The sequence below is a fragment of the uncultured Nostoc sp. genome, from assembly GCF_964245445.1.
GTDB lineage: Bacteria > Cyanobacteriota > Cyanobacteriia > Cyanobacteriales > Nostocaceae > Nostoc.
The window spans coordinates 1-21,233 of sequence record NZ_CAXTNE010000133.1; the positions used below are offsets into that span (position 1 = coordinate 1).

Annotated in this window: 15 protein-coding genes, 1 tRNA gene and 1 pseudogene; 2 read left to right on the forward strand and 15 right to left on the reverse strand. The window is 41.3% G+C overall.

Annotated features, from left to right (window positions below):
• Nucleotides 1–49: 49 nt before the first annotated feature.
• From ACFE90_RS21210 to hisG, 6 genes and pseudogenes are all read right to left on the reverse strand, one after another.
• A pseudogene (locus ACFE90_RS21210) lies at nucleotides 50–1,267 on the reverse strand (PAS domain S-box protein); the annotation flags it as partial.
• Nucleotides 1,268–1,272: 5 nt separating this feature from the next.
• On the reverse strand, nucleotides 1,273–1,698 hold the full coding sequence (locus ACFE90_RS21215; RefSeq protein ID WP_375503996.1) for a response regulator: 426 nt from the start codon (nucleotides 1,696–1,698) through the stop codon (nucleotides 1,273–1,275).
• Nucleotides 1,699–1,706: 8 nt separating this feature from the next.
• Nucleotides 1,707–4,277, reverse strand: a complete 2,571-nt coding sequence (locus ACFE90_RS21220) for a GAF domain-containing protein (RefSeq protein WP_375503998.1) — start codon at nucleotides 4,275–4,277, stop codon at nucleotides 1,707–1,709.
• Between the two features lie 560 nt (nucleotides 4,278–4,837).
• On the reverse strand, nucleotides 4,838–5,257 hold the full coding sequence (locus tag ACFE90_RS21225) for a response regulator (RefSeq protein ID WP_375504000.1): 420 nt from the start codon (nucleotides 5,255–5,257) through the stop codon (nucleotides 4,838–4,840).
• Nucleotides 5,258–5,515: 258 nt separating this feature from the next.
• Entirely contained in the window at nucleotides 5,516–6,232 is a 717-nt protein-coding gene (locus tag ACFE90_RS21230; protein ID WP_375504002.1) for a Crp/Fnr family transcriptional regulator, read from the reverse strand.
• A gap of 753 nt (nucleotides 6,233–6,985) precedes the next feature.
• Nucleotides 6,986–7,630, reverse strand: coding sequence for an ATP phosphoribosyltransferase (gene hisG, locus ACFE90_RS21235; RefSeq protein ID WP_375504004.1), 645 nt, complete (start codon nucleotides 7,628–7,630; stop codon nucleotides 6,986–6,988).
• 75 nt (nucleotides 7,631–7,705) lie between these two features.
• Here hisG and rppA point away from each other — a divergent pair, with 75 nt between their 5' ends.
• Nucleotides 7,706–8,404 carry a two-component system response regulator RppA gene (gene rppA / locus ACFE90_RS21240; RefSeq protein ID WP_375504024.1) on the forward strand — a complete coding sequence of 233 codons (699 nt, stop codon included), beginning with the start codon at nucleotides 7,706–7,708 and terminating at the stop codon, nucleotides 8,402–8,404.
• A gap of 119 nt (nucleotides 8,405–8,523) precedes the next feature.
• Here the strand turns inward: rppA and ACFE90_RS21245 are convergent, their stop codons facing one another.
• The 8 genes from ACFE90_RS21245 to ACFE90_RS21280 form a co-directional block, all read right to left on the reverse strand.
• A complete protein-coding gene (locus ACFE90_RS21245; protein WP_375504006.1) occupies nucleotides 8,524–10,059 on the reverse strand; it encodes a flavin-containing monooxygenase in 1,536 nt (511 codons plus the stop codon).
• Between the two features lie 115 nt (nucleotides 10,060–10,174).
• Entirely contained in the window at nucleotides 10,175–10,621 is a 447-nt protein-coding gene (locus ACFE90_RS21250; RefSeq protein WP_375504008.1) for a DUF29 domain-containing protein, read from the reverse strand.
• Between the two features lie 910 nt (nucleotides 10,622–11,531).
• Nucleotides 11,532–11,603: transfer RNA gene (locus ACFE90_RS21255), tRNA-Lys, on the reverse strand.
• Between the two features lie 61 nt (nucleotides 11,604–11,664).
• Entirely contained in the window at nucleotides 11,665–13,914 is a 2,250-nt protein-coding gene (locus ACFE90_RS21260) for a GAF domain-containing protein (RefSeq protein ID WP_375504010.1), read from the reverse strand.
• A 338-nt stretch (nucleotides 13,915–14,252) separates the two neighbouring features.
• On the reverse strand, nucleotides 14,253–14,837 hold the full coding sequence (locus tag ACFE90_RS21265; RefSeq protein WP_375504012.1) for a hypothetical protein: 585 nt from the start codon (nucleotides 14,835–14,837) through the stop codon (nucleotides 14,253–14,255).
• Nucleotides 14,837–16,084: a glycoside hydrolase family 10 protein gene (locus ACFE90_RS21270; protein WP_375504014.1), complete on the reverse strand. Its 1,248-nt coding sequence runs from the start codon at nucleotides 16,082–16,084 to the stop codon at nucleotides 14,837–14,839. Before ACFE90_RS21270 ends, ACFE90_RS21265 begins: the two co-directional genes overlap by 1 nt.
• Nucleotides 16,085–16,327: 243 nt before the next feature.
• Nucleotides 16,328–17,800 carry a glycolate oxidase subunit GlcD gene (gene glcD / locus ACFE90_RS21275; RefSeq protein WP_375504016.1) on the reverse strand — a complete coding sequence of 491 codons (1,473 nt, stop codon included), beginning with the start codon at nucleotides 17,798–17,800 and terminating at the stop codon, nucleotides 16,328–16,330.
• Between the two features lie 309 nt (nucleotides 17,801–18,109).
• The gene (locus ACFE90_RS21280) at nucleotides 18,110–19,372 is read right to left on the reverse strand and encodes a WG repeat-containing protein (RefSeq protein WP_375504018.1); all 1,263 of its coding nucleotides are present in this window, start codon (nucleotides 19,370–19,372) and stop codon (nucleotides 18,110–18,112) included.
• A 133-nt stretch (nucleotides 19,373–19,505) separates the two neighbouring features.
• Here ACFE90_RS21280 and ACFE90_RS21285 point away from each other — a divergent pair, with 133 nt between their 5' ends.
• Nucleotides 19,506–20,216: a Uma2 family endonuclease gene (locus tag ACFE90_RS21285; protein ID WP_375504020.1), complete on the forward strand. Its 711-nt coding sequence runs from the start codon at nucleotides 19,506–19,508 to the stop codon at nucleotides 20,214–20,216.
• Between the two features lie 56 nt (nucleotides 20,217–20,272).
• Here the strand turns inward: ACFE90_RS21285 and miaA are convergent, their stop codons facing one another.
• Nucleotides 20,273–21,178 carry a tRNA (adenosine(37)-N6)-dimethylallyltransferase MiaA gene (gene miaA / locus ACFE90_RS21290; protein ID WP_375504022.1) on the reverse strand — a complete coding sequence of 302 codons (906 nt, stop codon included), beginning with the start codon at nucleotides 21,176–21,178 and terminating at the stop codon, nucleotides 20,273–20,275.
• Nucleotides 21,179–21,233 lie beyond the last annotated feature (55 nt).

Genomic DNA, 21,233 nt, shown 5'->3' on the forward strand with positions numbered 1-21,233 from the left:
GTTGTTAGCGATCGCTGGTTTTTGATCCTACCTCACCAAATCGCGTTGCTCCCCTAGCTAAAGTGCCAATACTTTCCAGGCGTTGAGCGCGAAACAATTGGCCTTCTAAGTGTTTTTTCTCAGTAATATCTGTATCAACGGTGAGAATTGATTTGGGTTTCCCTTGTTCATCGCACACCAAACTCCAGCGACTAGCAACAAGGATTTCCTTGTCCATTTTAGTAAGTTTAGTTAACTCGCCCTGCCACTTTCCTTTACTAATAACTTGTAGAAGAGCCGCTTCGATTTCTGGCGGAGGTTCGTCATACAAAAGCTCACTAGCATTTTGGCCACAAGCTTCTGTCGTTTTCCAACCGTAAAGTGTTTCTGCGCCTTTGTTCCAGAAGATAATTTGATTGTTTAAATCTCGTAGGCAAATGGCATCTGTGGTGACATCAAGTAATGCTGCTTGTTCGCGGATTTTTTCTTCTGCCAATTTGCGATCGCGTAGCGCAGCTTGCTGTTCGCGCAGTGCGGCAATTCGTTCGCTAATATCAATACTGGCGCATGTGACGCCAACAACTTCTTGCGACTCATTCCGCAATGGCTCAACTGTCAAATCGTAATATCGAGTTGTATCTTTGATTGTTATTGATACTTCCTCTCGCGTTCCTATGCCAGTGGTTAATACTCCACGTTTAATTGTGGTGAGACGTTGAGCATCTTCAACTGGGATAATATCCAAGTCTTGTTTACCCAACATTTCTTCAACAGTCAATCCATTGGAGGGATTGTAAACCCAGGTGTACCGTAACTCGCAATCTTGGTTGTAGACAAAGATGGGAGAGTTTTTCAGGGCCACCCGAAATCGTTCCTCGCTCTGTCGCAGTGCGTTGTCTGCCCGTTGCCGTTCGATGGCATAACGCATGGAGCGCACCAACAAGTCGCCAGTTACTTGCCCTTTCACCAAATAATCTTGCGCTCCTTCTTGCATTGCTCTAATTGCTAGGGTTTCATCGTTTATACCCGTCAGCACAATTATCGGAGTGGCTTTTGCTTGATGGTAAGCGACGACAAAAGTTTCTAGTCCCTGGCTATCTGGCAGCGAGAGGTCTAACAAAATTACATCAAAAAGTTCCTTAGCTAAGTAGTTGAGTGCTTCAGAAAGTCGCTCAACGGGCGACAAATCAACTACAACTGTAGTAACTTCCTTTAAAAACTCTTGTAATAAAAAGACATCGCCAGGGTTATCTTCTACTAATAAGACTTTAATATTTCTACCTGCCATTTCCACTACTCCGGTGGCAGTTTTACGATCGCAAACCAAAAATTTTCTATTGATTGTACAATTTTAACGAATTGATCGAAATCTACGGGCTTAGTTATATAACAGTTTGCACATAAATTATAGGCTTTGAGGATGTCTTCTTCAGCTTGGGAAGTCGTCAAAATTACTACAGGAATTCGCTTGAGTTTTTCATCTCCTTTAATTTCTGCCAGTACTTCTCGCCCATCTTTTCTGGGGAGATTTAAATCGAGCAGGACAATATCTGGATGGGCTGCTTTTACATATTTTTCCTGCTTTCGCAAGAATGCCATTGCCTCTACACCATCTTCGACCACATTCAAGTGAATCGAGATTTTGCTTTCTTCCAGGGCGATGCGTGTGAGTTGGGCATCGCCTGGATTGTCTTCTACCAACAAAACCTCAATAGGCATAATCCCTGTTATGATTCCCACGATTGCTTACCTGCTCTATCTGGAATTGTGAAGTAGAAAGTCGAGCCTTCACCCAGTTTTGACTCAACCCAGATCCGGCCGCCGTGGCGTTCTATAATTTTTTTACAAATTGCCAGACCAATTCCAGTACCCGGATACTTATCTCTACCGTGCAATCGCTGAAAAATTATAAAAATACGTTCAGCATACTGGGATTCCAAAGCAATACCATTATCGCGTACCCAGAACAACCATTCATCTACCGACGGGATAACATTTAAACTTTCCCCGTCTGGATTTGCATCTAGCTTCGCTACTCCGATGTGAATTTGTGGCTGCTGATGACGGCAAAATTTGATTGCATTGCCAATCAGGTTTTGAAATACTTGTATCAATTGGGTAACATCAGCCATTACTTCAGGTAGAAGATCGTAAGTGACAATTGCTTTACTATCAGCGATCGCAATTTGCAGATTAGCGATCGCCTGTTCTAAGACAACGCTACAATTTACTGGTAGAAAGGGCTGTCCACGGGTGCTGACGCGAGAATAATTCAACAAATCATTGATTAGGGTCTGCATCCGCCGCGCCCCATCTACTGCGTAGTTGATAAACTGATCGGCATTGCTATCTAATTGATTTTTGTATCTTCGCTCTAGTAGTTGTAAATAACTCGTTACCATCCGCAATGGCTCTTGCAAGTCATGGGAAGCTACATAAGCAAACTGTTCCAATTCCGCATTGGAACGAGCAAGTTCTTGACTTTGCTGGGTTTCTTTTTCTAATAGTTGCGCTTGAGATAAAGCAATCCCAATTTGGTTAGCTAATTGCTTTAACAACTCCGTCTCAAAGTTATTCCACCGTCGAGGTGCAGCACATTGATGAGCCAGCAACAAGCCCCAAATGCTGTCCCTGACCATAATTGGCACTACGAGGTTAGCCTTGATAGCAAACTGCTGAAGAAATTCTCGATGGCATGGTTGAATGTGAGCGGTTTCAACGTCTTCCATTGCACTCACTCTTCCTTGGCGATATCTTTCTATGTATTCTTCTTTAAAGCAGGGGTCAAAAATATTTCTTCCCAAAATTACCGGCCAACCAGGTAGCACCGCCTCTTGCACTACTGTTCCCGAACCATCAGACTCTAGTTGAAAAATTAAAACTCGGTCAGCTTGTAGTAGTTTTTGTACCTCAGTAACTGTAGTTTGGAGGATTTCGTTTATTTGTAAAGATTCTCGAATTTTCAGGGTGACTTCAGCAAATAATTGCGATCGCCAATTCTGCCGCTTTAATTCCTCATCTGCCTGCTTGCGATCTGTGATATCTGTATAAGAACCCACCATCCGCACTATATCACCTGATGCGTCCCAAAGTGCCTGTCCTCGATCTAGAATCCATTTATAGCTGCCGTCTTGGCATTGGACTCTATATTCACAGACGTAAAACGGCGTTTTCTTGGCAAAGTGGTCTTGAAAAGCTTGAAGTACCCAATCTTGCTCATCGGGGTGGATTAGTTTTGTCCATTCATCCCAAGCGTTGGAAACTTCGTGGTCTTTATAACCGAGCATTTCCTTCCACCGATTTGAGAAGAACACTTCATTAGTCTTGAGGTTCCAATCCCAAATACCATCATTATTACCATTTAATGCTAATTGCCAACGTTCTTCACTCTCTCGTAGTGCTTCTGCTGTTCGCCGTCGTTCAGTAATGTCTTGGAAATAAACAGACAAGCCGTCTTTTGCAGGATAAGCGTGGACTTGAAGCCAGCAGTTTAGTGGCTGATAAAACTCCTCAAATTCCACACTCACCTGTTCTAACATTGCCCTGTGATACTCACGATGGAATGTTGTGTCTATGAGTTCTGGAAATACCTCCCAGATGCTTTGACCTAATAATTCATTCTGGGTTTTTTGCAAGAGTAGTTCTGCTTGACCATTAATGTAGGTGAATCGCCACTTTTTATCTAAGGCAAAAAACGCATCAGTGATGCTCTCTAGCAAATTAGCAATGCGGATTCTCGCCGATTCTGACTCGGTGTGTGCTGCTTGCTCATACGCCACGAGCTTCTCGGTAACTTGAAATACCTCACTTACATGACGCCTGAGTTCTAATTGGTCGATTACCAAACGGCTCAGAGCTACAAGCGCCTCCACTTGTTTTTGGCTCAATTCTTTTGGGGCTTGGTCAATTACACACAGAGTTCCCAGCATATCTCCCTTGGGAGTAATTAAGGGTACACCTGCATAAAACCGTATATATGGATAGCCAGTCACTACCGCATTATTTGCTAATGTTTCATCAGCTAGGGTATCAGGAATCACCACAACATTACGCCGCTCTTGGCAAAGGTAAGATAACCCAACACACCGGGGCATTTCTGATACATCTAAACCTACTTTTGCCTTAAACCATTGACGGTTTTCATCAATGAAATTTACCAAGGAGATGGATGTACCACAAATAAATGCCGCTAACTGAGCAAGATTGTCGTAAGCTTCTTCCGGTTCGGTGTCAAGAATTTGATACTGGCGGAGGGCTTCTAACCTTGCCATTTCTGTATCAATTTGTCCAGCTTTCATTAACTTTTCTTAATAATAAAGAGAAATATAATATTCGTAAACAGACTGGCTATCTTAAGAATAGCTTAATCTTTTTAACAATTCTTAGTCTTTTCCCCGCCTCTGGCTGTTCAGGAAAGCCTGTTTAAATTTTGAGTGATGCTTAGAGTAAGCTATTCCCTGTGTACATCGGAAAGTTATTGCGACGCCGAATAGCCCGTCGTAAACATCGCACTAATCCCAATGTAAACATGACTATCATTATTGATTAACTGTCCAGAGATTAGGGACTTCCAATTAAAAAAATATCCCATCCCTGCGGGACGCTACGCGTAGCAAGATCCCCAAAGGGGTACGCATTTAGGGCAGGGGAGCTCTTAGCTGGGGGAGGAACAGTTGTGTTGAGTCTAGAAATTGGGATAATTTATTTTTTGGAGTTCCTTTAATTCTTTGGGACAATTTATTCTTTAAAAGTCCCTAATAGCGTGAACATCCAATTCTCAAATTTATAAACGCTTAACGTCGGGTGTCTGTTCGGTTTTGTACAGTTCTCTGTGCGCGACGCGATCGCCCTTTTGGGTCTAGTCTAAAATTGTTCGCACTTGAGCAATTACTGCATCTAGATCAAAGGGTTTCTGGATAAATCCATCAATCTTTATATCGTCAGCCAATTTAGCATCATCTTTATCGAAAGATGTTACCAACAAAATAGAAATAAATTCAAATTTCTTCGACTGTCTGATACGTCGAACAACTTCGTATCCATCTATTTGTGGCATTAACACATCTACTAATAGCAAGTCAGGCACTTCCGGGTCAGTTTCAATCTTGTTCAACACCTCTGCACCAGAATTAACGATTTCTATCTTGTAATCCTCAGCTTGCAAAATTGCTTCAAGCAGAAAACAGTTATCAGCGATATCATCACAAATTAATATACGCTTGATAGAATTTCCTATTGATTGCTGCACTAACTCTGAAACTTTTCCCAATCTCTCCATAACCCCCGTGTTGAAGTTTCACTTTCCTTGAGTAGTAATAGCGTAAACATCCAAATCTCAAGTTTACAACGCTCAACGTCAGAAGTCTGTCCGGTTTCGGACATAGAACTGTGCTTATAAGCTTACGCTCGAATTGCAGGCGTTCGCTTTATTCTCTTTTAGGTTTAGAAGTCTACTAGATCAGGAAAAGGGAATAAAGCGATCTAATGTATTTTGGTTTGAGAAAGCCACTGACAAGAAATAGGGCTACAGCTAGCTCTATACACCTAGCAATTGCTTATACTCGTTTTTAGTAATGCCATAGCATTGACAAGATGTATTTTCCAAGTCTGACCGATTCAAGATGTTAATATTTCCACGGCTGTAGCTAATTATTCCTGCTCGACTGAACGCGCCTGCTACCTCCGTAACACCAGTGCGGCGACAACCCAGCATCTGGGCGAGAAATTCCTGAGTCAGCACAAATGTATCTGATTGCATACGATCAGATACCAAGAGCAGCCAACGGGCAAGTCGCTTTTCTATAGTGTGGAAGCTGTTGCAAGCAAGTGTTTGTGTAACCTGGGTTAACAGCGTTTGTGTATAACGCAACAGCAAACTATGAAGCTCTCTAACCCGGTTGAACTCGGCAACTAGATGCTCACTCTTCATCCTCATACCACTGCCTGCAATCTGTACAACCGCGGTTGTGGTTGTAGTGTTGCTGCCCAAAATTACCGAAATCCCTACCATGCCGTCATTGCTTACTATACCTGCTTCGACGGTCGAGCCACCTGACTGGTTAATGACCAAAGAAACCATTGACTGCTCGGGAAAATAGACGTGTGTAATTGGTTCGCCAGCTTTGTAGAGGACTTGCTTCAATTCAAGTTCGACTCGCTCTAGGTGGGGAACTAGGCGTTGATACTCTGGTTCAGAAAGAGCTAGGAGTAGCTGATTTGTTGTTGGTCGATGAGGTTGGTTAGATACAGACATTAAAACTCTCTAATCCACAATCATGCTTTGAAAAGCAACTGATGGCAGCTTGAGAGTCGCTTTAAACTAGTCCCAATATGTCAAAAGATAAATATCTTTTAGCGTTGCAAACTTTACAACTTACAACGACAACGTCTGCTTATACAAATGCAATAAGTTTTTGCTTTACGTACATTTCTATATTACAGCATTTTTCAGGTAAGCTGTTTTACATTTAACTTGCATAAGCTAGTGTTGCTCAATTACCCAACTGGGCTGGGTCTATCTCTGGTAAACTTGGCCCCCCGTTTGAGGAATGCTTTTGAAGTCCTTGACGCTGGTATCCAGATTTTCGAGAAGAAACCTAAAGCACCATTAGACGAAACCTAAATTTTCTGCAATTGTGAATTACAGTTGATTTTATTCCGGCGTTGCCTAACGCACTTTTGGCTTATTCATCCGAACCTTAACAGACACAGATTTTCTCTTTCTCAGTAGTGCCTTTTAACTACTAAAAGACTCTCGTTAGGGACTTCCAAAAAATAAAACATCCCAGAAACGGATCATAATTATCATTATTAATGAAATGCTTAGAAATTAATTTTTTGGGACAATTTATTCTTTGGAAGTACCTTATTAAAACCTTACCTTGTCCTGACGGATATCCCTCTCCTTACTAAGGAGAGGGACAGGTTTTGCACAAGCAAAACCAGGGTGAGGTTTCTTTGGGCTATTTGATAAACCGTGAATTGCGTCACCTTGACAGCACTACTATTAGACCTCTAGCAAAACGGCTTCTCGCAGCTTGGCAATCACATCACTTAAATTACCCGTGTTCAGACGGTAACTCAAAGGATGAGCAATCAACCGCGCCGTGCTTTCATAGAGAGTAGCAACTTCAATCAAACCATTTTCGCGCAAAGTCCGCCCTGTAGAAACCAAATCCACGATCGCTTCTGACATTCCAGTAATCGGGCCTAGTTCAACTGAACCATACAACGGTACTATTTCCACAGGTAAATCTAGACTGTGGAAATATTCACGAGCGCAATTGACATACTTGGAAGCAACTCTACCATGCGGTGGTAAATGTAGCGGCGATCGGTAAAAACTGGATGCTTTTACCGCCACCGACATTCGACAATGCCCAAACTGCAAATCCACCAAGTGGGCAACTTGCGGCTGCTTCTCCCGCAGCACATCGTAGCCGACAACACCCAGTTGTGCCTGACCATATTCCACATAAACAGGCACATCCTGCGCCCGCACCAACAAAGCTTTTGCAACTCCCTTAGTGTCAGGAATTTGAAGTTGGCGAGTTCCTGAATCTAAAAAAGCACTAAAATCTAACCCGACAGATTGTAGCAGGCGGATGCTATTTTTAAGGAGTTCCCCTTTTGGCAATGCAACAGTCAGCATTCTTTTTTTAGTATCCTTGGCGTCCCAGCAGTTGAATAATATTGAGAATATCTCTATATGCTTACCACAAGCAGCATGAGAATTTTATTAGTTGATGATGAAGTTGAACTAACTGAACCCTTGAGTCGCTTATTAACTCGTGAGGGTTACATTGTGGAGGCCGCTTACGATGGCACAAGTGGCAACGAACATGCACAAACAGGCAGTTATGACCTACTAATTTTAGATTGGATGCTCCCAGGAAAAACCGGGTTAGAGATTTGTCAGCAATTGCGACGCCAAGGCAAAACTACTCCCGTGCTGTTTCTCACAGCCAAGGATACTCTAGATGACCGCGTACAAGGTTTAGATGCTGGTGCTGACGACTATTTAGTTAAACCTTTTGAACTGCGGGAGTTACTAGCAAGAGTCCGTGCTTTATTGCGTCGTTCCGGTTCCCAAACCTATGAAACCACTACGGGACGTTTAACCGTCGCTGATTTAGAACTTGATTGTGAAAATCAAGTAGCTTATCGCCAAGGAATAATAATTGAACTTTCGCAAAAAGAAAGCCAGTTACTGCAATATTTTATGGAACACACTGGGCAACTAATGACTCATGCCCAGATTATGGAAAATTTGTGGCAAGAGGAAGAACAACCCAGTAGTAATGTAATCGCGGCATTAATTCGTTTGCTGCGCCGTAAGATTGAGGTAGGTAGAGAAACTACGCTAATTCACACAGTCTACGGCAAAGGCTATCGTTTCGGTGCTTCCTCAGTGGAGTCAGTTTAACCGCCTGTTTTCAACTCATACCAATTCACTAAAATTATGAAACAGATGTAAGCCCTGAAAGGCTTGGTATCTCTAAGTTTTTTAATTGCGAATTGCGAATTGCGAATTGTGAATTGGTATCACAATGATTCGGTTAATTGGTTAGAAGAATCATTGATATTTCTCAATCTTTGCAACTTTAATTCCTGTCGAAGTTTGTTGTAGAGGGATGAATCCACAGGCATCATAATCTGTGAAATTTCCTTCCAGACACCAAGCTGATTATTTGCACCCATATCTTCCATGAGTTGCTCAGTATAACGCAAGGAAAACCAGGAGATGCATGTCGCCTTCGCTACAACATTATTGTATTGAGTTTTCATCCAATCCATATCTGCTGCCATTTCTTGATACATTGCTGAAGGCGAAGGCAATAACAAGTTGCCTTTGATATACTCCAGCAGCCACCAAGCACTAACTTCTGATGTCAACTGACAATAGAAACTGCTGTTATAGCCAACAAAACCCATCTGTGGAATATTAGGATGAATCAGATAACGGTAAAGGTTAAAATTACCGTCTTCATCGATTATCTGTCGGCGATATTCTTTTTCGAGAAAGGGAAGTTCCTGGTTAAATCCTGTACCAAAAATTACTATATCTGCCTGCAACTGCTGACCATTGGCTAATTCCACACCATCAGGGATAAACTTGGCGATGCTAGTTTTAATTCCCTGAATTTTACCAGAGTGTACGTACTTGAAGAAATCTGGAGGAGCTATAGTAACTTGACAGTTAGCCTGATTCATCGGTTGTTCGGGTAACATCCCGCAGCTATCAAGACCGAATTGCAGGCGCAGTACCATCTCGTTAGTGCGCCAAAAAGCCCACACTAGTGGCTTACCCAGAGTGTGCAGCAATCTTTCAATCCGTCCCATCTGACGGTAGGGGAACCAAGCTTCTGAAAAGCGGGTTAATAAAATATACTTCAGGTTTACTAAACCCAAGAAAAATCTAGGAACCTTCCACAGAGGTTGACGGAAGACAAGGGTGGATTCTTTGGCTATGTTTGCCGCCAAAGTCGCAATGTCGCAGGCAGATTTGCCAAAACCCACTACAACTACCCGCTTACCCTCAATGATTGAAGCATCGTTAAACTCAGTAGAATGGAGTACTCGTCCTCCAGATGCAACAAACTCCTCTCTACCAGGCAAAGAAGGTAAATTAGGGAAACTAAATATTCCATTGCACACTAGCACAAAGTCAAATTCGTGCTTTTCCTCTTTTGTCTCACCCCCATTACCTTCCTTCACTCTGATGGTAACTACCCATCCTAGTAGTTCTCCAGTTTTTCGGTAAACATTAGTAACTTCCGTTTGGAAGCGAATTCTCTCAAGAACTCCAAAATTCTGGGCGTATGAATTTAGGTAATTCTGCATATCCTCTGCTGTCGGCCACTCTGGGTAGGATGTAGGCATGGGATAGTCAGAAAAACTATATGTGTCGCCCGTACTCTGGGTTGTTAATCCTGGGTAACTTCGAGATTTTTCCCAAACACCACCAAGTCCTTTTTGTTTCTCGAATACAGTAACGTCGTAGCCTTCTTCGACAAACGTTTTAGCTGTTACCAGACCGCTAATTCCAGCCCCAATCACGCAAATTTTTCTGATTTCCATATTTTTTTAAGTAAATAAAGCACAAAATTTTCTCTGCGCTTTTGTGCCTCTGGGTGAGACAATCTCTCAGCTAAAATAGATGCAGATATGACCGAAAACTAATGACTATAGGTTTTTAACAACACCAAAAGCTTTCATTCAATAATGTTTCTACATCATTAGGAAAAGGACAATTGTCAGGAAATTTTGTTTCATATTCCTTACCCATGTTTTTATGTGCATTTTGATAACATTCATTACATATAGTTAATAAATAATTACGCAGACTAGGGGAATCTCGAAGAATACGACTTAATTCCTGCTGTGTGCGGCTAATTGTTGCTTCCCAACCGCCATAACATTCTGGTAAATTTACATAATTCCGTTTTAAGGCGTGTTCAAATAAAGTTGTCAAACGACTTTCTAATTCCCGTCTATCTCTCCTCCCCAATCCTTCTATCTCCTCAATTAAGTTTTCCCAGTCTACATTGCTATAATCTTGGGATTTTAAGCTATTGACAGTCTGCTCAATCCATAATGCAAAGTCTGTTACATAGAGAGTTTTTACTGGTGATTGAGTCATAAAAAACTTTAGAGTGCTTTAGTAATAGTTTAACCGAAGGGTTTAACACAATATAGTTGAAGAATTGGGAGAAGGCTGTGAAATCTTGCCTGTCTTGCTAAAAATGCTTCAGTTTGCAGTCAAATTTCGCGTAGGCGTAGCCCGCACTTACTACGAGACGCTGCGCGTAGCTTGTTTCCACGAAGTGGTACGATAAGCTCAGTGACCATCGTAGATATCGCTATAAATTACGTAGTTAAGCCACAGCAAGTAAATCTTCATTAAGTTCATTACCTATCAATTGACTTAATTTTTTATCAAATATTTTTGTATTGTAAAGCTCAATAAGCTTATTAATAGGTGCATTTTCAGTTTCATTTTCAATCGCCGAAATAATTTTTATGAGAGATTCAACAACAATTTTTTGGTCATACCAAGTGAGAATATTATTTTCTGTAGAATTACGTTGGGGAATATTATCCCACTGTATTAAGTTTTTTATGGAAGAAAGTCTTGCTTTGATGACTAAAGAGAGGATGCTCTCAATATGTCCACAAATCGTTAAATAAAAAAACTGATAAAATCCCCATTTTTCTGTTTATTCTAATTCTTTATGCGTATCCCAAGCACGAGCAATATAAGCTGTATTAGATTTGGAAGTTGGAATAGAACTTCGTGCAGTCATAATCTAGCAAGAGCCTCATATACACAAGTTTTAATAAAGACAAAAGTCGGTTTTCCTCACATTCTAACTGTCCAGTGGACAAGCAATATATTCCACTTGACTGCTAAGAGGTAAGAAGGGATTTTTAGTTAAATTAGTCAAAGCTTTATTGGTATTTATCCTCTAAAATAGCGGCTTTCAGAGGTTGGCACTTGCTCGGTTTAGGCAAGGTTTAGGCAAGGGTAAATTGTGGAGGGCTGGAAAGGATGGGTGACGAGGGATTTGAACCCGCAACCAATAGATTAAGAGTCTACTGCTCTACCGTTGAGCTAGTCACCCGCACGAATAACCATCATAGCAGACTTCTGACAATTTAGCTAGTACAGTGCCAAAAAACTAATTAAAGCGGGAATTTGATGGTGAAGGTGGTTTGACCGGCTCCACTCTCTACATAAATTGAGCCGCCTAAATGTCTGACCATTTTCTGCACTAATGCCAATTCCAATCCAGTGCCGCTATGTTTCCAAGGATCATGTTTGGAAAGGTGATAGAAAGGCTCAAATATCCGTGACAGTTCGTTGCTGGTAAGCTTTAGTCCAGAATTGCTAATATTAAGCTCTACTGCGTCCTCTCTCAGGTGAGCAGAGACTGTAACAGACTCACCTGCTGGGGTATATTTGCAGACATGGTTGAGTAGTTCGGTGATAATCCTCTCCATATCTGTGATATCTGTCTCTAAAAGCGGGAGTGCGGGATCAACACTCAGGTTTAACTGCTGTCGCTGGCAACTAGTGAGGTCTCGAAAAGACTCGACAATGGGGTTAAGCCAGCTTTGTAAGTCAATGGCAATCAAAGTTGGGGGATCGGGTTCGGCTTCTAGATATGTGAGTGTGAGTAAATCGTTAATTAACTTGCTTTCTCGGGCACACTCGTTATGGAGAATCTGCAAGAGTTGTGGAACTATTTCTATATCTAATATTTCTTCTGGTGTGAGGACACTTTCAAGGGTTTGGACTGCAAGGCTGATGCTAGTTATTGGTGTCCGCAGTTCTTGGGACAGGTTTCTGAGAAATTGGTTTTTGAGGCGATCGCATTTTTCTAATTCTTTAACCTGTGCCTGGGTTTGTTGGTAAAGTTGGGCTTGACGAATAGCGATCGCACATTCATTTGCTACCTGCTGCACTAGCTCAATTTCAAATTCATCAAATGCCTCTTGTGATGGTCTTGTCAACCAAATGTTTCCTAAAATCCCTTGAGTATCGAAAATTGGACAAGCCATCTGGGACATAACCAACAATTTTGGTTGCCATGCCGGCACAATTTCCAAAAATTGCAAAGGTTGTTTTTGCAACAGTGGCTGATAAACTTCAAGTCGGTCTGTAATCTGTTTAGTCAATCCTTGACACCGAGGTAGGTTAATGCTGTACTCGTAAGAAATAGTAACCAGAGTTTGACAGGTGCTATAGAGTTCGATTTGGCAACGGTCAAGGTTGAGTAACTCTGCTAATTCCTGAGTCACTGTTTGCAACACCTGAGTTTCATCCAGACTGTCGCGGATTTTTTCTGTCATGCGTCGCACCAAGGCTTCAAAGTTTCGCACCTGCTGCAACTGATTTTTATGCTTCTGTTTTTGCAACTCCAACTTTGCTTTGAGATCCTTGAACTGCTGACGAAGTTCTGCCTGTTCAGCAGCAGTGCCGATTTGAGTTGCCAACTGTTTGAGTAAATCGGTTTCTATTTGCTGCCATTGACGCGATTGGTGGCAATGCTGGGCAATCAATAGCCCCCACATATCTTGCTCTTTAAAAATCGGCACGACTAGATTGGCTCTCACCTGCAAAGATGCCAGAAAATCTATATGGCAAGGATGTAACCCAGCTGCATAAATATCCTCGACAACTTGAATGCAACCTCGCCCGTAGTGTTCTTGATGTTTGCCACTGAAGCAGGGATCGGTGATGTTTTTTCCCAACAGGGGATCACTCGCAGCCACAGTTGATTCGGCAATGATTACGCCACTGCCATCAGCCTCGAAGCGATAAATGAGGACGCGATCGCAATTCAAAAACTGCCGCAGTTCAATTGCTGTCTGATGCAGAATTGTCTCAAATTCTACAGATTGATGAATTCGTCCTGCGATCGCTTCTAGCAGTTGTTCCCGTTCAACCTGGAGTCCAACTGCCTGTTCTGCTTGCTTGACAGGGGTGATATTGCTACTAGTACCAATCAGTCGATAAATCCTGGAGTTAGCATCCCTTAGCGGCGTGAGAGTCGTATTCCACCAAGTCTGAACCCCCTGGAATTGCAAACATTGTTCGTAAGAAATAGTTTTGCCAAATAGCACACATTCAGCATAATGTTGACGCACTTTAGCAGCATCGATGGGGGAGAGAATATCTTCTGGTTTTTTGCCCCGGAGATCATCTGAGCGAATGCCTATCCACCGCTCATAAGTAGGATTAAGTGCCACATATCGAAAATCTCCGTCCTCCAGAACATCAACTACAAATATTGATGCTTGCACAGAATCGTACATGCTCAGTATAAACTGCTCACTACTGCTTTTCTCATCTACTTCTGTGCCGAAGAGAATCTGAGGTGGTGATAATTTTGTCAACTCCATAGTTGATTCCGTTGGATTTATATTCATACGAGAGTCCCTGTCTGGTATTACTGACTCTTCTAGGCGCTCTCTTGTCGTTACGCTTGTAGTAGATGCACTTTAGCGCCTATGGCAAAGTATTGTCAGCTGTTGCTCATCGAAATTTGAATCTTTCTCTACTTCTTGTCAGAAATCTAGGAAAGCTAATAAAAGTCAGCTTAACAAATCCTGCTTTTTGAAGGCGAAAATACATTTGCAGGTTAGGGCAAACTTAATGAAGTTGATTTTTAACAGTTTTTCAAGATTCTTGCATATATCTAAGTGCAAGCATCAGTATACATCAATTAAATTTACAATTTTTAATAAAGGGAGCGGGGAATGGGAACTTACGTAGGCGTAGCCCGCCGCAGGCATCGCAACTTGTGAGCATTCATTCCAGTGAGAATACCAACCAGCAGCCAAGTAATAGCTAATCCCATGACTTCGCCTAAGAATAACTGCATCAAGCGATGTAAGATCATCCCTACAGCAGAACCCACAGGGACAGCAACAGCCCAACTTGCCGAAGAGACAAATATCCATCGCCACGCCATAGGCTGGGGAATTGCTAACCATTGTGCCAATCCAATCCCCAAGCCGCCAAGTGCCCCATAAACCGTCCCAGACAGGATTCTCACAGGAAAAATCTGAGTGCTAGGTACTATCCAACCCACCGCACCAATACCGATAGCGGTGATGATACTCCAACCCAAAAGACTTGACAAAATCCACCTGATACAAAATATAGGTTTTTTGAGAAGACAACCTTGAGGAAGTGCGATCGCAAATCCGCCGATAGCCGCCTCTATTACTCCAATATCTGGCTTTTCACCGACTTCAATAAAGAGTAAACTCAATAAAAATCCGCCAAAAGTAGCTAAAGTCCACAGCAATGTAAAGCCAAATCTAGTATTTTTAGGCGCGAATGGCATCAAAGTTTCTTTGTTTGTAATAATCTGACAGTTTTTGCATTAAACATTTCAAAAAAACCTTTGCGTCGCTGTTGGGGTGATTCCGGTACGATGTAACCCCACAGACTCTCCCAGTAGAAAAAGGAGATACCATCAAAATTGCGATCGCGCACTACCTGAACCTGTTCTCTAACTTGTGCCATTTTTACCGGATTTCTGAAGGTTCCTGTTGATATCCCAATACCTACAGGAATTATACTTTGAGCCAATTTTATAGATGGAAGTTCTAGTTGAGCGATAAAAGACTTTTTATCATTTCGATATACCTGCAAAATTAACTCATTAACTAAACCTTTTTTTACCCAATTTTCCCAATCTTGCAAATAGTATTTGTAGGCAAAAGCTTGATTGTTAGGAGATAAAGATATTCTAACTTTGGGTTTAACCGCCTTGACAGCTTGGTAGATTTCTGCCATAAAATCAGTAATTTTATCTGCCCGCCACCGCATCCATTCTGAGTTAAAAGGATCGGTTGGGGGACTTTTGCCTTGATGTTCTTGCTGGTAGAGTTCAATAGTGAAGCGATCGTACCCGAACTGTACAGGCATCCCAAAATGGTCGTCAAGCTGAATACCATCTACATCGTAATCCCTGACTACTTCCAAAATTAGCTCTTGAATAAACTCTTGCACTTGCGGATGTAAAGGATTCAACCAGGCCAGCTTAGTTACTAAAATATTGTCGATTTCTTCTGGTGGGGCATCTTGAGTAGACTTTATACCTTTTTGCCCAATTGTCAACCAATCGGGATAACGCCTTGCTAATTGTGAATAATGCGGTGTCATGAATCCGTATTCAAACCAGGGAATGACTCTCAAATCTTTATTTTTACCAAGTGTTACTATCTTTGTTAAAACATCCTGTCCACCATGCATGAAGTTAAGCAAAGGTTGAGTTTCTGAGCCTGTAGTTATTTTGGCTACTGCACTTTTATAAAAAGTATGTCCTCGGTTCCAAACTACAGGATAAATTGTATTAAAGTTGAGAGCCGATAATTGATTTATAGCACGGTTAATACCCCAAGGGAGAAATAGTACACCACTACCAACATTAGTTAGCCAAACGCCGCGAATTTCTGTAGTTAAAGGACTTACATTTTGGGAATAAACTGGCAGTGAAGAGACTGAAAAGAGTGAAAAAACTGTTAAAGTGGCTACTAATCCCAAACACAGTAAGTAAGAAACATAACGGCGAACAACCCGATTCATTTGTAAGCGTGACCTAGTGCGATCGGAATATATATAACTACAAAATAAAGTTATAATCCTCCGGATTATATAAAGAAATGATGATTCAAAATTCAGGAGTCACAAATCAGAATTCAGAATATTTGCAATAATCCAGAGCCAATTTTGGTTAGAAATATACTTAAGGATACCAAAACATGATAAATTATGACTCTTAACTGTTAACGGCTGACTACTGAATTCTGATTCCTGACTTCTTGATTTTTAAAATCTTTCCACACCTTCAAATTGCTTGAGTGCCGATGCATTTGCTGCTTCACCACAAGTTCGTGGCGTGGGGAATATCTTTTCAGGATTTGCTAACCCTTTAGGATTAAAAACTTGCCGCACCCATTGCATAGTTTCTAAATCAACTTGGCTAAACATCTGTGGCATATAGCACTTTTTCTCTGCACCGATGCCATGTTCACCCGAAATACTACCACCAACCTGGACACAAAGTTTAAGAATTTTTCCACCCATTTCTTCTACTTGCTCTAATGCTCCATGCACAGAATTATCATAAAGAATTAACGGATGAAGATTGCCATCGCCAGCATGAAATACATTAGCAACACGATAACCGTATTGTTCACTTAATGTCTTAATTTCGTGCAGAACATAAGGTAACTGAGTCCGAGGAATTACACCGTCTTGTACATAATAATCTGGACTTAGATGCCCAGCCGCAGCAAAAGCGGCTTTACGTCCTTTCCATAACTTCAATCTGGTTTCTGGGTCAGTAGCAGAAGTGACATTTCGCGCACCATTCTTTTTACAAATTTCAATAACTCGCTGCTTGTTTCCTGCAACTTCCACTTCTAAACCGTCAATTTCTATTAGCAAAATGGCAGTAGCATCGCGGGGATAACAATTAGTTGCTACAACATCTTCAACTGCATTGATGCTGAAGTTATCCATCATTTCCATACCACCAGGAATAATTCCAGCGCTGATGATGTCAGAAACAGTTGCTCCGGCAGCTTCAATGCTAGTAAAATCTGCCAACAGCACACAAATTGATTCTGCACTTTTGAGAATTCGCAAAGTAATTTCTGTAGCAATTCCTAAAGTACCTTCGGAACCAACAAACACACCTGTTAAATCATAACCAGGCATTTCTGGAATTTGTCCACCTAAATCGATAATTTCCCCTTCTGGCGTGACAATTTTTAATCCTAAAACGTGGTTAGTAGTGACACCATATTTGAGACAATGTACGCCACCAGAATTTTCGGCAATATTGCCCCCGATAGAGCAGATAATTTGACTGGAAGGATCAGGAGCGTAGTAAAAACCAGCACCACTTACAGCTTGTGTTACCCAACTATTAATCACCCCTGGTTGTACAACTGTCCGTTGATTTTCCAAATCAATGCTGAGGATTTGCCGCATTAAGGAAGTGACAATTAAAACAGAATCTTCTAATGGTAAAGCGCCGCCAGATAGACCAGTGCCAGAGCCGCGTGCTATAAAGGGGATAGAGTATTGGTTGCATATTTTCACAATTTGGGCAACTTGTTCTGTAGTTCTGGGTAACACCACTACAGCCGGACGTTGGCGATAACCAGTTAAACCATCGCATTCATAGGTAATGAGTTCTTCGCGGCGTTGCACCACACCATTTTTGCCAAGGACAGCCTCGAATGCTTTGAGAATGGGTTTCCAGTTGCGTTGTTTTTTATCTTGGGTAAGCATAGTTTTTTAAAGTTCAAGGTAGATGTATAGAGGATTGCAGGCTTTTTTGGGACGCATTAATTACTATTGTTGTAAGAATAGCAGCTAAGAGTGAGTAAAAAGCGGTCTATGACGACAAGCTGGTTTGCGTCTACGCATTTGATGTAGAGTAAGTAAGTGTGATCGCACTCATCTTTAGCAATAATTTGGATGGGTGGAGAGGACGCGATCGCATCACTTATATTTATTAATGGAGGATATACATTTAAGCGATATCAATAAATAATAATCATATCAATTGCAAATTAGTGCTTAAAGCTTGACAAACTATTAATCAATAAACATGCTTGTTTTGTCGATAATCCGCTCTTGCCCACCAATTTCGACCTTTGCTTGCCCATCCCTAAAAGAAAAAGCCATATCAAACATAGGATTAATTACCCAAGAACCGCTTTTGTCAATATAGCCCCACTTGCCACCACTTCCACCACCAAATAAGCTCTCCCTTCCACCAATATTAACTGCTGCCCATCCTTCAGAAAAGTCGCGAGCTATGTCAAACTGCACTTGAATAACTAACTTCCCTGCCTGATCAACATAACCATATTTATTACCAATTTTGACCAATTTTAGTGAGGCAACAGATAATTGTAAAGCTAGTTGAGCTAGGTTTGCAAAACGATATTTTGGTGAAGAGACAGGCGATTTTAGTCTTAGTTGAGTTTGCTTGAGAGCTTGCATTCTTACTGAGGTAACAGATGATTGTGAATTGAATAAAGCCAGTTTTAAAGCTTGCAATGCCTCATCTGCATTTTTATATCGCTGGCGGAAATCACGTTGTACCATTTTTGTTAAAAAATTGGCTAGTCCATTGTTAATTTGAGCATAATCGCGCCATCTTAATTCTAAAGTCTTAAATTTCGGCAGTTGTTGTGGCGTTAATCCAGTCAAAGCTTGGATTGCTGTCATTCCTAAAGCATATATATCACTGCAAAGCTGAGGATGCCCTTCCCATTGCTCACTTGGCATATAATCACGAGTACCAATGGTAATTGTGCTGCTGATTTGCCCTTGAATATTGATTTTAAATGTGCTTATTTCTTTGATTGCTCCAAAGTCTATGAGGACAAGCTTATTATCCAAATATCGCCGCATCAAATTCAATGGCTTAATATCTCGGTGAATCACATTATGTTGATGGACAAAAGCTAACACCTCTAAAATTTCTTGTAAAAGTTGAATTACATCAGCTTCACTCCAGGGTTTTCCTGAAATGATTTCGTTACTCAGGTCATGTCCTTCAATAAATTCCTGAACAAGATAAAATTCTCTATTTACCTCGAAAAAGTCATACAGTTCAGGAATTTGTGGATGTTCCTTACCCAATTTGAATAGAATTGCTGCTTCTTTCTTAAACCTTTCTTCTGTATCTAAGTCTGGTGTCGGGGGTCTGACCAACCGTTTAATGACACATTTATACTTGGGGCTGACAGGTAAATCCTGTGGGTATTCAGCCAAATAGGTTTCCCCAAACCCACCTGCTCCCAATTTATTTACAATCTTGTAACGCTGTCGCAGTATATATCCAATCATGATGCAGATGCTAGAGACCACTTTGTGTAGATTTTGGCACAAATTACCTGATAACAGCATCCTTGGTGCTAAGTACTCTCTTATCCTCTATCAACTAACCTAGAAATAACGCTCTTAAATACTGGATAAAATCATGGTTCAGCAAGTTCTACTAATCAATGATGATGATTACTATGTGCCAGATGCCAACCAGCTAGTCACTGAAGATGATACACCTGTGGACAATTTTGCTTCTGAAAAACAACAACGTCTCTTGGTTGGCTCTCTTTACAGTACTCTACAGCAGCAGACTTTTTTAGCAGCAGCTAATGTCGGTATTTACCATACAGACGGTCAACCCGCAATTGTACCTGACGTTTTTCTCAGCTTAGATGTGCAAGTACCTCAAAATTGGTGGGAAAAACAAAATCGTTGTTATATGGTTTGGCGTTTTGGCAAACCTCCAGAAGTTGTCCTCGAAATTGTCTCTAATAAAGAAGGTGATGAACTTGGCAAAAAGCTGAAAACTTATGAACAAATGCGGGCTAGTTACTACATCGTATATGACCAGAATCAGCAATTAGGAGAAAAAGTGTTGCGCGTTTATGAACTTAGAGGAAGGCGCTACTTTGAAACTTCAGAAAATTGGTTAGAACAAGTTGGTTTAGGTGTAACTTTGTGGGAAGGTAAATTTGAAGATAGACAAGATACTTGGTTACGCTGGTGCTACCAAGATGGTAATGTTTTCTCGACTGGAGATGAACGCGCCGAACAGGAACGAGAACGTGCCGAGCAAGCAGAACAACGTACCCAATTGCTAGCAGAAAGGCTGCGTGCTATGGGCGTAGATCCCGACACTTTATAGGACACTTACTATAAAGACGCAAAAAATTTTTCGTCTTTACATGGGCAAAAAAAATCTCACGAACTTGTGCAACTTATAAACTCATTTATACGCTGCCAAACCTTCTCTAATAATTCCGGATCGTTCGCCTCAAACCATTGAATTTGTGGATATGCTCGAAACCAAGTACGTTGTCGCTTGGCAAATTGTCGCGTATGCAAAATTGTTAATTCTTTCGCTTCATCTAAGGAAATATCCCCAGCCAAATATTGCTTAATTTCTTGATAGCCCAAAGTATTCAACAAAGACAAATCAGCGCCATATTTTTGACAAAGATTCTCCACCTCAGCAACCAAACCATTTGCTATCATTTGTTCAGTACGCTGTTGAATACGAGCAGCCAACCTTTCAACATCGCAATCTAAACCAATTTGCAAAATTGGATAATTTGGCGGATTCTCCCCTTGCTGTTCTGAAATTGGATGACCAGTGGCATAATATACCTCTAAGGCTCTTAAAGTTCGCACTAAATCATTGCCATGAATCTTTTGTGCTGCAACGGGGTCAACTTGTTGTAACATCGCATATAGTTGTAATTGACCGAGAGATTCAAGTTGCGATCGCAATTCTGTTTGTGGTGCAACTCTCGGAATTTTCATCCCTTGGACAATAGAACGTATATATAAACCAGTACCACCAACTAGAAACAGTGGTGTAACACCAACAGAAGCAATTAAGGCTTGTGTTTGCTGCTGATAGTCTGCTACTGTCATCATATCTGCTGGTTCGCAGATATCTATTAAATAGTGTGGCACCAATTTTTGTTCGGCTACAGTTGGTTTAGCTGTCCCAATATCAAACTCACGGTAAACTTGACGAGAATCAGCACTCAGAATTACAGAACCCAACCGCATCGCCAAAGCCAAAGCTAAACCTGATTTACCCGTTGCCGTCGCCCCACAAATCACAATTAATTTAGTCATTAGTCATTTGTCATTAGTCATTGGTCATCAATCAATAATTCTTCTTCCCCTGCCC

Coding starts and splice junctions, on each gene's coding strand:
- ACFE90_RS21215 (WP_375503996.1), bottom strand. CDS start 1,698: ATGCCTATTGAGGTTTTGTTGGTAGAAGACAATCCAGGCGATGCCCAA.
- ACFE90_RS21220 (WP_375503998.1), bottom strand. CDS start 4,277: ATGAAAGCTGGACAAATTGATACAGAAATGGCAAGGTTAGAAGCCCTC.
- ACFE90_RS21225 (WP_375504000.1), bottom strand. CDS start 5,257: ATGGAGAGATTGGGAAAAGTTTCAGAGTTAGTGCAGCAATCAATAGGA.
- ACFE90_RS21230 (WP_375504002.1), bottom strand. CDS start 6,232: ATGTCTGTATCTAACCAACCTCATCGACCAACAACAAATCAGCTACTC.
- hisG (WP_375504004.1), bottom strand. CDS start 7,630: ATGCTGACTGTTGCATTGCCAAAAGGGGAACTCCTTAAAAATAGCATC.
- rppA (WP_375504024.1), top strand. CDS start 7,706: ATGAGAATTTTATTAGTTGATGATGAAGTTGAACTAACTGAACCCTTG.
- ACFE90_RS21245 (WP_375504006.1), bottom strand. CDS start 10,059: ATGGAAATCAGAAAAATTTGCGTGATTGGGGCTGGAATTAGCGGTCTG.
- ACFE90_RS21250 (WP_375504008.1), bottom strand. CDS start 10,621: ATGACTCAATCACCAGTAAAAACTCTCTATGTAACAGACTTTGCATTA.
- ACFE90_RS21260 (WP_375504010.1), bottom strand. CDS start 13,914: ATGAATATAAATCCAACGGAATCAACTATGGAGTTGACAAAATTATCA.
- ACFE90_RS21265 (WP_375504012.1), bottom strand. CDS start 14,837: ATGCCATTCGCGCCTAAAAATACTAGATTTGGCTTTACATTGCTGTGG.
- ACFE90_RS21270 (WP_375504014.1), bottom strand. CDS start 16,084: ATGAATCGGGTTGTTCGCCGTTATGTTTCTTACTTACTGTGTTTGGGA.
- glcD (WP_375504016.1), bottom strand. CDS start 17,800: ATGCTTACCCAAGATAAAAAACAACGCAACTGGAAACCCATTCTCAAA.
- ACFE90_RS21280 (WP_375504018.1), bottom strand. CDS start 19,372: ATGATTGGATATATACTGCGACAGCGTTACAAGATTGTAAATAAATTG.
- ACFE90_RS21285 (WP_375504020.1), top strand. CDS start 19,506: ATGGTTCAGCAAGTTCTACTAATCAATGATGATGATTACTATGTGCCA.
- miaA (WP_375504022.1), bottom strand. CDS start 21,178: ATGACTAAATTAATTGTGATTTGTGGGGCGACGGCAACGGGTAAATCA.